This is a genomic window from Lysobacter antibioticus (assembly GCF_000731095.1).
GTDB lineage: Bacteria > Pseudomonadota > Gammaproteobacteria > Xanthomonadales > Xanthomonadaceae > Lysobacter > Lysobacter antibioticus_B.
In genome coordinates, this window is the sequence record NZ_JMTZ01000048.1 from 1 (window position 1) to 13,868 (window position 13,868).

General features: G+C 69.1%; 9 protein-coding genes. 4 read left to right on the forward strand and 5 right to left on the reverse strand.

Annotation, left to right across the window (positions count from 1 at the left end):
* Window positions 1–104: 104 nt before the first annotated feature.
* The 5 genes from ubiB to EX88_RS0114995 all read right to left on the reverse strand — a co-directional run bounded on the left by ubiB (window position 105) and on the right by EX88_RS0114995 (window position 6,503).
* Entirely contained in the window at window positions 105–1,790 is a 1,686-nt protein-coding gene (gene ubiB / locus EX88_RS0114975) for a ubiquinone biosynthesis regulatory protein kinase UbiB (RefSeq protein ID WP_031372801.1), read from the reverse strand.
* Window positions 1,787–2,446 (reverse strand): ubiquinone biosynthesis accessory factor UbiJ, encoded by a 660-nt coding sequence (locus EX88_RS0114980; protein ID WP_031372802.1) that lies wholly within the window; start codon window positions 2,444–2,446, stop codon window positions 1,787–1,789. The genes ubiB and EX88_RS0114980 overlap by 4 nt, the downstream gene beginning before the upstream one ends.
* 34 nt (window positions 2,447–2,480) lie before the next feature.
* Window positions 2,481–3,500 carry a 2-alkyl-3-oxoalkanoate reductase gene (gene oleD / locus EX88_RS0114985; RefSeq protein WP_031372803.1) on the reverse strand — a complete coding sequence of 340 codons (1,020 nt, stop codon included), beginning with the start codon at window positions 3,498–3,500 and terminating at the stop codon, window positions 2,481–2,483.
* Between the two features lie 350 nt (window positions 3,501–3,850).
* Complete coding sequence (gene oleC, locus EX88_RS0114990; protein WP_081931038.1) at window positions 3,851–5,566, reverse strand: olefin beta-lactone synthetase; 1,716 nt, start codon at window positions 5,564–5,566, stop codon at window positions 3,851–3,853.
* A gap of 4 nt (window positions 5,567–5,570) precedes the next feature.
* Window positions 5,571–6,503: an alpha/beta fold hydrolase gene (locus EX88_RS0114995; RefSeq protein WP_031372805.1), complete on the reverse strand. Its 933-nt coding sequence runs from the start codon at window positions 6,501–6,503 to the stop codon at window positions 5,571–5,573.
* 289 nt (window positions 6,504–6,792) lie between these two features.
* Here EX88_RS0114995 and EX88_RS0115000 point away from each other — a divergent pair, with 289 nt between their 5' ends.
* From EX88_RS0115000 to EX88_RS0115015, 4 genes are all read left to right on the forward strand, one after another.
* Entirely contained in the window at window positions 6,793–7,647 is an 855-nt protein-coding gene (locus EX88_RS0115000) for an HpcH/HpaI aldolase/citrate lyase family protein (RefSeq protein WP_031372806.1), read from the forward strand.
* The gene (locus tag EX88_RS24635) at window positions 7,644–10,145 is read left to right on the forward strand and encodes a sodium:solute symporter (protein ID WP_081931040.1); all 2,502 of its coding nucleotides are present in this window, start codon (window positions 7,644–7,646) and stop codon (window positions 10,143–10,145) included. The genes EX88_RS0115000 and EX88_RS24635 overlap by 4 nt, the downstream gene beginning before the upstream one ends.
* An 81-nt stretch (window positions 10,146–10,226) precedes the next feature.
* On the forward strand, window positions 10,227–11,105 hold the full coding sequence (locus EX88_RS0115010; protein WP_031372808.1) for a LysR family transcriptional regulator: 879 nt from the start codon (window positions 10,227–10,229) through the stop codon (window positions 11,103–11,105).
* Between the two features lie 327 nt (window positions 11,106–11,432).
* Complete coding sequence (locus EX88_RS0115015) at window positions 11,433–13,712, forward strand: TonB-dependent receptor (RefSeq protein ID WP_031372809.1); 2,280 nt, start codon at window positions 11,433–11,435, stop codon at window positions 13,710–13,712.
* Window positions 13,713–13,868 lie beyond the last annotated feature (156 nt).

The following is a 13,868-nucleotide window of genomic DNA, read 5'->3' on the forward strand; positions in this document are numbered from 1 at the left end:
CACGTCCTGTGCGCCGCCCTCCGGGTCTCCACTTGACCGGCAAAGCGGCAAAGCAGGTCAAAATCTCGGCAACGGCACGTGCGCCAACAGAGCAAGGTGCCCCATCAACCAGAGTTCTTGCTCCGCGGCCACGCCGCCAGCAGCGCCCACAGACCGCCGAGCCCGGCAATCCACGACGAAGCCGGGATCGACCAGAACCTCGGGCCGCCCGATTCCATGCCGTACAGCACCGCCGCGACCACCAGCAGGCCGGTGCCGAGGATCGCCGCGACCGTGCGCCGCACCGCATCCTTGATCGTGCGATTTAGGTCGGTGATGTCCTGCGAGCGCATCTTCAATTCGTGCTGGCCCGACACCTGCTGATTGAGCCAGCTGTGCAGCAGGCGCGGCATCTCCGGCGCACGCGTGACCAACTCCGGCAAACGCTTGCGGAACTCGCTCGCCAGCCGCTGCGGGCTGTAGCGGTCCAGCAGGATGCGCTGCAGCACCGGCCGCGCCACCGCCCAGATGTCGAGCTTGGGATCGAGCAGACGGCCGACGCCTTCGATGTTGAGCAAGGTCTTCTGCAGCAGGATCAGCTGCGGCTGCAGGGTCAACTCGTAACGCTGCGCGGTGCGGAACAACTTCACCAGCACCTCGGCCAGCGAGATCTCGCTGAGCGGTCGGGTGAAGTAGGGCTCGCACACCGCACGCGTCGCCGCTTCGAGCTCGTCGATGCGGATGTGCGGCGGAATCCAGCCGGCCTGCACGTGCAACTCGGCGATGCGGCGGTAGTCGCGGTTGAAGATCGCCATGAAGTTTTCGGCGAGGTAGTACTGATCCTCGTCCGACAACTGGCCCATGATGCCGAAATCCAGGGCGATGAAACGCGGATTGCTGCGCCGCGCCGGGTCGCTGTCGACCCAGATGTTGCCGGCATGGGCATCGGCGTGGAAGAAATTGTCGCGGAACACCTGGGTGTAGAACACCCGCACGCCCTTGGAGGCGAGCGCGCGCCGATCGATGCCGGCGGCGTCGAGCGCGGCGATGTCGTCGGACGGAATGCCGTACACGCGCTCCAGGGTCAGCGCGCGTTCGCCGGTGTGCGACCAGATCACTTCCGGCACGTACATGTCGTCGCTGTCGGCCCAGAAACGGCGCAGCACGCTGGCGTTGGCGCCTTCGCGCTGCAGGTCCAGTTCGGCGGCGAGGGTGCTCTCGATCTCGGCGACGATGGCGCGCGGGCGGATCTTGTCGGCACTGGGATGAGCGCGGTCGACCAGGGCGGCGAGCGCCTTGAGCAAGGCGATATCGCCGGCGATCTTGCCCTCGATGTCGGGACGCAACACCTTGACCACGACTTCGCGCGGCGGCTTGCCGTCCTGCGCCGGCAACCGCGCCGCGTGCACCTGGGCGATCGAGGCCGAGGCCAGCGGTTCGATGTCGAAGGATTCGAAGGCCTCGCCGATGCGGCGCTCGAGCGCGTCCTCGACGATCTTGCGCGCGGTCTCCCCGTCGAACGGCGCGACCCGGTCCTGCAGCAGCGCCAGCTCGATCGCGATGTCCGGCGGCACCAGGTCGCGCCGGGTCGAGAGGATCTGCCCGAACTTGACGAAGATCGGCCCGAGCTCCTGCAGCACCAGGCGCAGGCGCGCACCGCGCGACATCGCCGCGATCTCGTCGGAAGCGCGCGGCACGAACGGGCGCGCAAGCTTGAGCCAGCGCTCGACCGGGGTGCCGTCGAGCAGGTCGTCGAGGCGATAGCGCAGCAGCACGCGGCCGATACGCCAGGCACGCACCGCCGACCTCATGCGCTGCGTCCTGCGCGGTCGCGCAAGCGCGCCACGCGTGCGGCCGCACGCTCGACGTCGTCGCGCAAGGTGTCGACATCGTCGTGGAAGGCGTTCAACTCATCGCGCGGGACCACGTCGCGCGATTCCTCGGTGACGTATTCGGCGGCGTTGCCGGCCAAGGCGCCGGCGGCATCGCGGGCGTGGCGCAAGGCGCCGGCGACGGTATTGGCGACCTGCACCCCGATCACATCGCCGAACACCGCGGTGAAGGGTTGCTGCCAGTCCGGATCGAAGCGTTCGGCCAGACGCTGCAGGCGCCGCGCCAGATCGGCGTCGCCCTCGATGCGCAACTTGCCGACCGGTGCGGCATGATCGTTGCGCGCGCCGCCGAGCAGGTTGGGCAACTGCGACAGGATCGCGCCGAGGGTACTGCGCACCGACAGGTCGGGTTCGTCGCTGTCGCGCACCGGCCCGACTTCGAGGCGCTCGCCGGCCACCACGATGCGCAGCGCCAGCGGCGGCGACGCCAGGTGCAGGGCGACGCTGCGGCCGTCGAGCGGGCGCAGCGCTTCGCGGGTGTCGGGATCGAGCGCGAGCGCGCGGTTCAGCGCGGCTTCGAGCGCGCGGCCGGCCATCGGCTTGAGCGCGTCCAGGGGCGAGGCGGTGTCGGTCATGCGGCCATTCTAGCCGGCGCGCGCCGGCCGGCTGTTACGCGGATGTCGAGGCCGCGCCGCCGGCCTGGGCATGGTGGGCGCGCACCCGCGCCAGGCCTTCGTCGAAACCGACCTGGGGCACGTAGCCGAAGTCGCGCCGGGCCGGCGCCATGTCGTACCAGTGCGTGGTCGACAACTGCTCGGCGAGGAAACGCGTCATCGGCGGCTCGCCCTTCAGCGGCAACACCGTCCACAGCAGCTCGCAGACCGCGCCGATGGCGTAGGCGGCGCGGAACGGCAGGGTCTTGTCGGCGGTCGGCGCGCCGACCGCGGCGAGCAAACCGTTGACCGTCTCGCGCACCGTGCGCGGCTCGCCGTTGCTGATGAAGTAGGCGCGGCCGGCGCAGGGCGCGCCCGGGGCGAGATGCTCGAAGGCGTCGAAATGCGCCTGCGCGGCGTTGTCGATATAGGTCGTGTCGATGCGGTTGTGGCCGTCGCCGACGAAGCGCAGGCGGCCGCTGCGGGCGCGTTCGACCAGGCGCGGCAGCAACTGATTGTCGCCGACGCCCCAGATCAGGCGCGGGCGCAGGGCGACCGTGGCCAGGTCCGGCCCGTTGGCGGCGAGCACGGCCTTTTCGGCGATGGTCTTGGTGGTCGCATAGGCGGCCTTGAAGCCTTCGCCGTAAGGCACGCTGTCGGCGGTGCCGCCTTCGACCGGATGGGTGGCGCGGTGGGTCACGCTCGGGGTCGAGGTGTAGACGAGTTTGCCGATGCCGTGGGCGTGACAGGCCGCGAGCACGTTCTCGGTGCCGACCACGTTGGCCTGGTGATAGCTCTCGTAACTGCCCCAGGCGCCGGCCTTGGCGGCGTTGTGGAAGACCGCCTCGCAGCCTTGCGCGGCATCGATCACGGCCTGGCGATCGGCGAGATCGCCGCGCAGTTGGATCACGCCGAGCGGTTCCAGCGCCGGGTACAGGCCGCGATTGAAACTGACCACCTCATGCCCGCGCGCGACCAGGCCGCGGCACAGGGCCTGACCGAGAAAACCGCCGCCGCCGGTGACCAATATCTTCATCGTTGCTGCATCCGTGAAAGTCGTGAGTGCAGCGCGCGGCTGCGGAAACCTTGCGCATCATAGGCTGCGCGCGACGGCCTTCGCCGTGCGTTGGCGAAGAAAAAGCAAATCCCCCACGTCCGCTGCGCGGCCGTTCGCCCCCTTTGTCAAAGGGGGCAACAGCGATAGCCGTCGCTGCGCCGTCTATCGGGCTCTTGGAGCCTCGTCGCCCCGTCCTATCGAGCTCCCCTTATCGAGTTCCCCCCTTTGCAAAAGGGGGGCCAGGGGGAATTTGCTTTTCGCCCCGAAGCACCAAGAGCCGAGTCCCGCCGGTGCGCGCCTCGACCTGCGTCGATCCGACGCAGCCCGCTTCAGCCCTTCTGCGCCTGCGCCGCCAGCTTCTCGCGCCCGATCTTGGCGTTATGGCGGATATCGACCGGGAAGCCCGGATGGAAACGGATCCGCTCGATACCCGCGGTATGCGCGTGCTCCGCGCCGATCGCGCGCAGTTCTTCGGCGATGCGCTCGCACTCGGCGCGCGCGGTGCGCGGTTCATGCAGCTCCACCCACAGCAACGGGGTCTGCGCACCGAAGGCGCCGGTGCCGACCAGGGCGGTGCGGCGCACCTTCGGGTGGGTGTTGAACACCGGCTCGACCTGTTCGGTGTACAGCGGGCCGCTCGCGGTTTCGACGCGATGGGTCTTGCGCCCGCAGAACCACAGCCGGCCTTCGCCGTCGAGATAGCCCAGGTCGCCCATGCGGTGGACGATGCGGTCGAGCCCGCCGCGCACTTCGCGGATCTTGGCCAGATGCGTCGCCGCATCGCGACGGAAATAGCTGTCGGTCGCGGTCGGGCCGGCCACGGTGATCTCGCCGACCACGCCGTCCGGCAACACCAGGTCGTCGGACCAGTGTTCGATCGCGGCATCGTCGATGCGGATGATCCGCACCTCGTTGCGCTCGACCGCACGGCCCACGCAGGTGCCGGCGCCCTGCTCGGTCGCCGCGCGCGTGGACTGCAGTTCGCGGCCTTCGATCACCGCCACCGGCAGGCATTCGGTGGCGCCGTACGGGGTCCAGAACTGGGCGTCGCGCGGCAACAGCTCGCGCAGCGCCGCCACCGTTTCCGGCGGCACCGGCGCGCCGGCCGAGGTCACTCGCTTGACGCCCGGCAAGGCCTGGCCGTGCTTGGCCAACACCGCCATCAATGCCGGCGAACCGAACAATTGGTCGACGCCGAAACGGTGGATGGCATCGATCAGCTTGACCGGATCGGCCTGCGCCGGCCGGGTCGGGTCCATGTCGGGGATCACCGAGGTCAGGCCCAGCGCCGGATCGAACAGGGCGAACGGCGGGAAGGTCGGCAGGTCGACGCCGCCGGGGGCGATGCCGAAGGCTTCGCCCATCATGTCGATCTGGGCGACGAAATGGCGGTGGCGGAACACCACGCCCTTGGGCACGCCGGTCGAGCCGCTGGTGAACACGATCGCGGCGACTTCGTCGGGGCGGGTGTCGGCAAGCTGCGAGGGCGCGCCTTCGCCGTCGCGCTCGACCCGCGCCAGGGTGTCGTCGGCAAGGAAGGCGCGCCGGCCGGTGGTGATGCGGATGCGCGCCGACTTCGCCCAGCCGAGCACGACGCGGGCGACGTGGGCCAGCGGAATGCCGATGAAGGCCTCCGGCTCGGCTTCGTCCAGGCATTGCCGCAGCGCGCGTTTGTCGATGCCCGGGTCGATCAGCACCGGCACCGCGCCGGCCTTGAACAGAGCGAACATCAACAGGAAGAACTCCGGCGACGGCCGCACCATCACCGCGGTGCGGGTGCCGCGCACGATGCCGCGCTTGGCCAGGCCGGCGGCGATCGCGTCGCTGCGCCGGTCGAGTTCGCCGTAGGTCAGCTCGACGTCGTAACTCGCCAGACCGTCGCCGCGGCGCGTGCCCGGGCAACGCATCGCCACCCGTTCGGGCGACTGCGCCGCGCAGGCCGGCAACGCAGCGGCGATGTTGCAGGTGTCGCTACGGCTCGCCGCAGCGGCGCCTGCTTCGATGGCGCCTGCTTCGATGACGGGTGCTGGCGTCGGGTTCGTCATCGGCTCAACTCAAGGGGTGTCGGTCGAGGAAGGCGCGGATCTCCGGCACCAGCACCTCGGCCTGATCTTCCAGCACGTAATGGCCGGCGTCGTCGAAAGCGTGCACCTGCGCCTGCGGCAGCGCGTCGGTGAAGCCTTTGAGGAAGTGATGATCGAAGACGAAATCGCGCAGGCCCCAGCCGATGAAGGCCGGGCGGTCGGCGTATTCGGGCAGCTTGCGGCCCATCGCCTGCACCAACGGCCAGGCCAGATCGCCGTCGCCGAGCGGAATGTCCTGGACGAAGCGCGAGGTGGCGATGCGGTTGGCCCAGGAGTCGTACGGCGCCAGGTAGGCGCGGCGCACGTCGGCCGGCATCGGCTTGACCACGCCCATGCGCGCGGCGCCGCCGGCGAAGGCGTTGAAGCCGCGGATCAGGCCGGTGCCGATCGCGGAATCGCGGCCCAGGCGCAGGCGCTTGGGCAACGGCTTGGCCGCCGGCAGCGGGAAGGCGCCGGTGTTGGTGATGACCAGGCGCTTGATCTGTTCGGAATGCTTGAGGCCCCAGCCGAAGCCGATGCCGCCGCCCCAGTCGTGCACCGCCAGGGTCATCGGCCCGGTCACGCCGAGGTGCTGCAGCAGGCGCTCGACGTCGTCGACGCGCGATTGCAGGGTGTACGCGTAATGCGGCTGCACTGCCGGATCGTCGGAGGGCTTGTCCGACAGGCCCATGCCGACATGGTCGGGGACGATGCAGCGATAAGCCTTGCCCGAACTCGGGTCGCGCAGCGCCAGCACCAGCTTGCGCCAGTAATAGCTCCAGGACGGGTTGCCGTGCAGCATCACCACGACCTCGCCATCGCGCGGGCCTTCGTCGAGATAGCTCATCTCGATCCCGGGACGGACCTGGAAACGCTGCGGCTGGAAGGGGTAGTCGGGAAAACTGCGGCTGGAGGTCATCGGCGGCTCGTTGGCGGCACGCGAACGGGCGCGGACCTGGGCGGACAGGCGCCATTATCGGCTGCATCGGCCCGATGGGGAACGTTCCCGCCGCTTCAACGCCGGATCGATGCCGCTTCGACGACGTTGCCCGGCCGAAACCGCCGATCCCGGGGCCGCGCGCCGGATCGCCGGCGGCGCGGATCGAAACAAAACCTATCGTTTGAACATGCCGGCCCTGTGCGATTGCCGCGGTCCGCTTGTCGCACACTCCAGCCCCATGACGATTCGCATCCCGCCGCGGTGATCCATGCGTAGCAAGCTGTTCGTGCCCGGGTCGCGGCCGGAATTGTTCGCCAAGGCGCTGGCCGGTCCGGCCGATGCACTGTCGTTCGATCTCGAGGACGCGGTCGCCGAAAACGCCAAGGACGCCGCGCGCGCCGCGGTCGCGGCCTTCGTTGGCTCGGCGGCGGTGACGGCCTCGCCCAAGGTCGTCATCGTGCGGGTCAACGACCCCGCCTCGCCGCACTTCGCCGCCGACCTCGCCGCGGTCGCGCGCACCGGCGTGACCCTGATCAACCTGCCCAAGATCGAATCGGCGAGCGCCCTGCGTGCGGCGGTCGCGGCGATCGAACGCGCCCAGGCCGACAACGCCGCCGCGCCGCCGATCCCGGTCCTGGTCAACATCGAAACCCCGCGCGCGCTCGCCCATGCCGCCGAGATCGCCGCCGCGCATCCGCGCGTGGCCGGGCTGCAACTCGGCCTGGGCGATCTGTTCGAGGCCGAAGGCATCGACCGCCGCGACCGCGCCAACGTGCATGCGGCGATGTTCGCCGTGCGCATGGCCGCAGCCCAGGCCGGGGTGTTCGCGCTCGACGGCGCCTACGCCGACCTGCACGACGACGCCGGCTTCAGCGCCGAAGCGCAGGCCGCGCACCGGCTCGGTTATCTCGGCAAGACCTGCGTGCATCCGCGCCAGGTCGCGCTGGCCCACGCCGCTTTCGCGATCAGCGCCAGCGAGCTGGCCGCGGCGCGACGCGTGCTGGCCGCGGCCGAAGCGATGCCGGCCGACGGCCGTGGCGTCTTCGTCGTCGACGGCCGCATGATCGACCTGCCCTTCCTCAAGCGCGCCCAGGCCCTGGTCGCGGCCGCGGAGCGCACATGAGCCCGCCGCGTATCGATCACCCGACCGCCCCCGCCGCCGCCTCGCCCCGAGCGCTCGCCACGCTCGCGCAGCGCATCGCGCGGCGCCTGCTCGTCGTCTGCGCCGCGCTGACGATCGTGGCCGCGCCCGTACAGGCCGAACCGCTGACGCCCTTGCGCAGTGCCAGCCTGCCCGGGCTCGACACGCCCTCGCCGCTGCTCGGCGTGGCCACCATCGACGGCCGCACCGTCGCCATCGCCCGCGACGGCGCCTGGAGCCTGGCGCCCGGCGACGCCGCCTGGACCGCCTTGCGCGCCCGGGATACCGCCGCTAGTACGGCCAAGGTCGCCGCGCTGATCGGCGACGGCACCCGCGCCTATATCGTCTCCGACGCCAGCGCCGACGCCACCGCAGTCGCGCAGTTGTCGCTCGACGAGCGCGGCCTGCGCCTCGCCCCGCTGCCGTCGTTGCCGGCCGCCTTGTCGCAAGTGCGTGGCGCCTTGTCGGCCGACACCTTGTTCGTGGCCGGACGCGATGCCGGCGGCGCGCTGCATTTGTTCCAACGCGGCCTCGCCGATGCGAGCCTCGCCTGGAGTGCGGTCGCGATCTGGCCGGGCGCCGGCGCGCCGCGCTCGTTGGTGGTGCAGACGCATTCCCTGTTCGTCGCCGTCGCCGACCCGCACGGCGGCGCCGACCGCCTGCTGCGCTGGTCGGCCGAACACGGTTGGCGCCAGGCCGGCGCGGTACCGGGGCAGGTGCTGCCCGGTGCCGGCCGCGCCCTCGGCCAGGCCCACGTGCTGTATCCGGTGATCGCGCCGGGGGCCACGGCGGCGACGCCGATGACCTATCAGACCATCACCAGCGCCTGGGCACCGCTGCCGGGCGCGCAACTGGCCGGCGCGCAGCTCACCGCCGCCTGGCCCGACGGCCTGTTGTGGACGCAGCCCTCGGCCGACGGCCGCCGCACCGCGTTCGCGACCGCGCAAGTGCAGGCCAACAAGCTGCTGCTGCACTGGCTGGACTGGTTGGTGATCGTGGTCTACCTGGCCGGCATGATCGGCATCGGCCTGTATTTCTATCTGCGCGAGAAACGCAACTCGACCGCCAATTTCTTCGTCGGCGGCCGCAGCATTCCGTTCTGGGCCGCCGGCGTCAGCCTGTACGCCGCCAACACCAGCTCGATCAGCTTCATCGCCATTCCCGCCAAGGCCTTCGAGAGCAACTGGCAGTACCTCACCAACAACCTCATCGCGGTGCTCGGGCTGATCTTCGTGGCGATCTGGATCGTACCGCTGCTGCGCCGGCTCGACCTGATGTCGGTGTTCTCCTACCTGGAGACGCGTTTCCATCCGGCGATCCGCATGCTCGCCAGCGCGCTGTGCATCCTGACCCAGATCGGCAGCCGCATGAGCGTGATCCTGTTCCTGCCGGCGTTGGCGATCGCCACCATCACCGGCATCAGCGTGTTCTGGAGCGTGCTGCTGATGGGCGGCTTCACCATCGTCTACACCGCGATGGGCGGCATGAAAGCGGTGATCTGGACCGATTTCGTCCAGGTCATCGTCAAGATGGGCGGCGCGGTGTTCGCCATCGGCTTCATCGTCTGGCAGTTGCACGGCGGTTTCGGCGAATTCCTCGCCATCGCCCGCGCCGAAGACAAGATGCACCTGTTCGACTTCAGCTTCGACATGACCAAGGCCACGGTCTGGGGCTTCGTGTTCCTGGTGCTGTTCGACGTGGTGCTGACCTTCCCGAAGGACCAGGTGCTGATGCAGCGCACCCTGTCGACCAAGTCCGACCGCGAGGCCGGGCGTTCGATCTGGGCCTTCGCCGCGATCATGATCCCCGGCGGCTTCGTGTTCTACATGATCGGCACCGCGCTGTTCGTCTATTACAAATCGCACCCGGAGCGGATGAACCCGCTGCTGCCGATCGACGCCACCTTCCCCTTGTTCATCGCCGCCGAACTGCCGGTCGGGGTCACCGGGCTGATCATCGCCGGCATCTTCGCCGCGGCGATGGCGACCTTGTCGGGGATCATGAACAGCGTGGCCACGCTGATCTCGGTGGATTTCTACGAGAAACTGGCCAAGCGCGGCACCGCCAAGAAAAGCGTGTTCGTCGCCGAACTCACCACGGTCGCGGTCGGCCTGGTCGGTATCGGCGCGGCGCTGTTGCTGTCGCGCTTCGACATCCATTCGCTGTTCGACGTATCGATCGAACTGGCCGGCCTGCTCGGCGGCGGTTTCGCCGGCGCCTACACCCTGGGTATGTTCACCCGCCGCGCCAATTCGCCCGGGGTGGCCATCGGCATCGGCATCAGCATCGTGCTGACCCTGGTGATCTGGTCGTTCCGCCTGGTGCATCCGTACTTCTATCTGGCGATCTCGATCCTGCTGTGCATCGTGTTCGGCTACCTCGCCAGCCTGTTGTTCCCGGCGCCGGCGCGCTCGCTCGACGGATTGACGATCTACCGCGACAAGGACGCGGCGGTCGCCGCCGCACCGGCCTCCCCCTGATGGCATACGCGGGTCTGGCGACCCTCGTGTAGCCTCGGCTAGCCGCGATTCGCGCAACCGTCACGACGCCAGCGAGAGGTCATGGAAACCCAATTTCTCAACACCTTCGTGACCATCGTCGACCAGGGTTCGATGGCCGCGGCGGCGCGCGTGCTCGGCATCACCCCGGCCGCGGTGGCGCAGCAGATCCGCACCCTGGAGCGCGAGATCGGCGCGCCGCTGATCGCCCGGGTCGGCCGCACCGTCAGCGTCACCGAGGAAGGCGCGCGGATCCTGCCGCGCAGCCGCGAGCTGTTGCGCAGCGTCGCCGACCTGCGCAGCGTGGCCAACGAAAGCGAGATCTCCGGCGAGCTGCGCCTGGGCGCCTGCCCGACCGCCCTGGCCGGCATGCTGCCCGACGTGCTCGCACGCATGGTCGAGACCTTTCCGCAGATCAACGTCTTCATCAAGCCCGGCTACTCGGCCGACCTCTACCACGCGGTGGAACAGGGCGACCTGGATGCGGCGATCGTGCTGCAGGCGCCGTTCCCGCTGCCGAAGACCTGCGAATGGCAGTTGCTGCGCGAAGAACCGCTGATCGTGCTGGCGCCGGCATCGATGGCCGAGCGCGATCCGCACGACCTGCTCGCCAACGAACCGCTGATCCGCTACGACCGCCACCAATGGGGCGGCCGCCAGGCCGACGAATACCTGCGCGCGGCCAACATCGTTCCGCGCGAACGCTTCGAGCTCAATGCCCTCAACGCCATCGCGGTGATGGTCGACCGAGGCCTCGGCGTGTCGCTGGTGCCGGACTGGGCCAGGCCCTGGCCGGAAGGCCTGAACATCGCCCGCATCGCGCTGCCCGATGCGTCCGCCAAGCGCTGCATCGGCATCGTCTGGTCGCGTTCGAGCGTGCGCGTGCGCCTGGTGACCGTGCTGCTGCAGGAAAGCCGCAAGGCGATGCAGGCCAAAACCTGAGCGGGCACGCGGCGCGAACGGCGGGCGCGAAGGGCGAACGCGGAGGCGATGCGCGCGAACGCGGACCACACCTGCGTTCGCTCGCCTCGCATGCTGCACCGCCGCAAGAAAACCCTGATTCTCAAGCAACAAATCCTAGTCTCTGAACATAGTCCGCGACGGTTCTATGCGCGCAGTCGAACGCATAGGCTCGCACTCACTCCGGGGACATGCGATGTCGGGGACGTCGCCACAAGGACGCGGCCACGCCGCCGTCGCTCGACGCCGGGGTTCATGCGTACGCCGTTGCGGCGCGCGCCGCCAACCGCAGCCTGGACGGGATACGACATGCTCAAGCCACTCACCGCCGCGATCAGCAGCATCCTGCTGCTTTCCGCCATCGCCGCTCCCGCCAGCGCGCAGGAGGCCGCGGCGAGCGCCGACGACAAGGATGCTGCGACCGACCAGGCCGCGGTCGATCTCGACAACGTGGTGGTGACCGGCACGCGCAGCCCGAAAGCGGTCGACCGCATTCCCGGCGCAATCACCCTGGTCTCGAAGGAAGAAGTGCAGCGCAACCTGGTGCTGACCGAGGACGCGACCGCGGTGTTGGCGCGCTCGGTGCCGGGCTACGCCGAATCCTCGCAGGCGATGAGCAACACCGGCGAAAACCTGCGCGGCCGCGTCGCCCTGCGTTTGTTCGACGGCGTGCCGCAGGGTTCGCCGCTGCGCGAAGGCACGCGCAACGGCACCTTCACCGACATGGGCATCGTCGGCCGCATCGAAGTGATCAACGGCCCTTCCGCGTCGGAAGGCATCGGCGCCGCCGGCGGCATCATCAACTACCTCTCGGCCGCCCCGACCAAGGAAGGCAACGAGTTCACCGTCGTCTCGCGCTACACCACCCAGTTCGAGGACGACAGCGAGGGCTGGAAGCTCGGTTTCAACTTCGCCCGCAAGTCCGGCAACTTCGACCTGCTCGCCAGCGCTTCCTTCCTCGACCGCGGCATCACCTACGACGGCAGCGGCCGCCGCATCGGCATGAACACCAGCGGCTCGCTGGCCGACACCGAGTCGCGCAACCTGTTCCTCAAGGCCGGCTACGCCTTCGGCGAGGACGGCGTGCAGCGCATCGAAGGTTCGGTCAGCCACTTCAACATCGAAGGCAAGGCCAACTACGTGCAGGTGCTGGGCTGCCGCCCGGACGAGGCCGCACTGTGCGGAGCCACCCGCACCAACACCTCCGAGCGCGGCAGCATCTTCGGCTCCAAGGCCGCGATCAACGATTTCAAGCAGTACCAGCTCACCTATATCCATTCCGACTTCTTCGGCGGCACCCTGACCCTCAACGGCTACCAGGCCGACCAGGAGATGCGCTACCTGCCCGAGAACACCATCGACAAGCAGGATCCGCTGATCGGGCCGTCGGGCTCGATCTACGACCAATCCGAAATCGTCACCAACAAGAAGGGCCTGCGCACGTCCTGGGCGCGGCCCTCGCTGTTCTCGGTCAGCGGCCTGGAACTGCGGCTCGGCTTCGACCTGGTCGAAGACACCGCCGAACAGCGCCTGGCGCTGACCGACCGGCTGTGGGTGCCGCCGATGGAGTACAAGAGCCGCGCACCGTGGGCACAGCTGTCCTGGGACATCGGTCCGGTCACGCTCAGCGGCGGCGTCCGCCGCGAAGACGGCGAGCTGCACGTCGATGGCTACACCACCACCTGGTACCGCGACCGCCGCCACGTCGACGGCGGCACCCTGGACTACCAGGAGAACCTGACCAACTTCGGCGCGGTCTGGCGCATCACCGACGGCTGGTCGGTGTTCGGCTCCTACGGCGAAGGCTTCACCCTGGCCAACGTCGGTATTCCGCTGCGCAACATCCAATGCTCCAACGACCCGGGCGACACCCAGCCCGACGGCTGCCCGAACGATCCGCGCATCGGCGTCGCCGACTTGCTCGACCTTAACGCCATCGTGGTCGAGAACACCGAATTCGGCTTCAACTGGCGCGGCGAACGCGGCGCGTTGAGCGCTTCGCACTACGACTCCAAATCCGACTACGGCCAGTCGCTGGCGATCGATCCGGCCACCAACGATTTCGTGTTGCTGCGCGCGCCGGTGCGGATCAAGGGCTACGAATTGTCCGGCGACTGGCGCTTCAACGAGGCCTGGCGCTTCAGCGCGGTGTATTCGCACACCCACGGCAAGACCTCGTTCTGGGCCGCCGACGCCGCCGGCCGCTTCGGTGCGGGCGGCACGAACAAACCGATGGGCGTGCTCGACATCAACCCCGACAAGTTCGCCTGGACCCTGACCTGGAAATTCCACCCGCGCGGCGACGTCAGCCTGGGCGCCACCACTCTGTTCTCGCGCAACCTGTCCGCCAGCGACGTGCGCGGCTTCGACGGCGCGCGCTTCAACTTCAAGGAAAGCACCCGCGGCTACACCTTGTTCGACCTGGGCATGAACTTCGATACCGAACGCTACGGCAAGTTCTCGCTCGGCATCGAAAACCTGTTCGACAAGCAGTACATCCTGAGCTGGTCGCAGCCGCCCGGCGGCTTCCAGAACTACTGGGCCGGTCGCGGCCGCACCTTCTCGCTCACGCATACCTTCAAGTTCTGAACCGTCTGCCGCCCTTGCCGCGTTTCCCTCGAACCGCCCCCGGACCGACGCCCCCGCCGTCGTGTCCGCGGCGGTGGCTTTTTGCCGGCGCTGACGGGTGGCGCCGGCGCTTCGCCGGGGTCGCAGCATTGGCGCTGGCCGGCGCCTGCATCGGGT